The following is a 1,041-nucleotide window of genomic DNA, read 5'->3' on the forward strand; positions in this document are numbered from 1 at the left end:
CGCCAGCCGAGGGCCGGGGCGACGGTGTGCGCCACGTCGTGCAGGATCTGCTCGTAGTCGCGGCGGTCGAACTCGTACGGCAGCTCCACCCGCAGCTCACTCACCTCCGCCACCGCCGCGTCGGCCCGCAGCCCGTCGAGGATCCGCTGCGCGTCGCCGACGAGGTCGGGGGCGAACAGGGTCCGCCGCTCGCCGTGCGGGCGCAGGGTGCGCTCGTGGCGGGCGGCGGCGTACACCCGGTAACGCTCCCGGGTGGCCCGGTCGGCGCTGTCGAAGGGCACGACGACCCGGCCGAGGGCCACCCGCGCGGGCCGGTCGGCGCCGATCAGGCGGCGGTACTCGCGGATGAGGGTGCGCTGCACGGTCACGAAGTCGGCGATCCCCTCCCCAGCCGCGATCCCCTGCCCGGCGGTGATGCCCTGCCCTGAAACGATGTTGCCCGTGAGCAGGTTCAGGCCGTTCTCGCCGGTCCAGCGCACCGAGCGCAGGCTGCCCCCGCCGTACCAGAGCCGGTCGGCGAGGCCGGGTGCGTGCGGCTGCAGGCGGGGGCGCTGGGTGTTGCCCGGCGAGTGGATGACGGTGTCGGGGTCGCCGAGATAGTCGCCGAGCAGGTTGTCGCGCAGCCGGGCGATGCGGCCGTAGGACAGGTCGAAGCTGCGCCAGTCGCCGTCGAAGACGAGGTCGCCGAGCAACTCGGCATGCGGCGGGGTCCCGGTACTGAGCCCCACCTGCAGCCGCCCGCCGGACAGTACGTCGGCGACGGAGAGATCCTCGGCCAGCCGGAACGGGCTTTCGTACCCGATGGGGATGACCGCGGTGCCAAGCTGGATCCGCCGGGTCCGCTGGCCGGCGGCGGCGAGGAACACCGCCGCCGAGGACACCCCGTGCTCCAGGTGCCGCTGGCGGATCCAGGCGCCGTCGAAGCCCAGCCGCTCCCCGAACTCGAACAGCCGAAGGGTGTCCTCCAGACCCGCGTGAGGGTCGTCGTCGGGGTAGTTGCCCGGGGTGAGGAACGACAGCGACGTGATGGCGGGGCCGGTC

At 73.8% G+C, this 1,041-nt stretch carries 1 protein-coding gene; it reads right to left on the reverse strand.

The features are described 5' to 3' along the window. Positions 1-1,041: LLM class flavin-dependent oxidoreductase (locus NBZ83_RS32310; RefSeq protein WP_261576533.1), on the reverse strand; the 1,041-nt coding region annotated here is incomplete at both ends.

It is taken from the genome of Frankia gtarii, assembly GCF_025403375.1.
Taxonomy (GTDB): domain Bacteria; phylum Actinomycetota; class Actinomycetes; order Frankiales; family Frankiaceae; genus Frankia; species Frankia gtarii.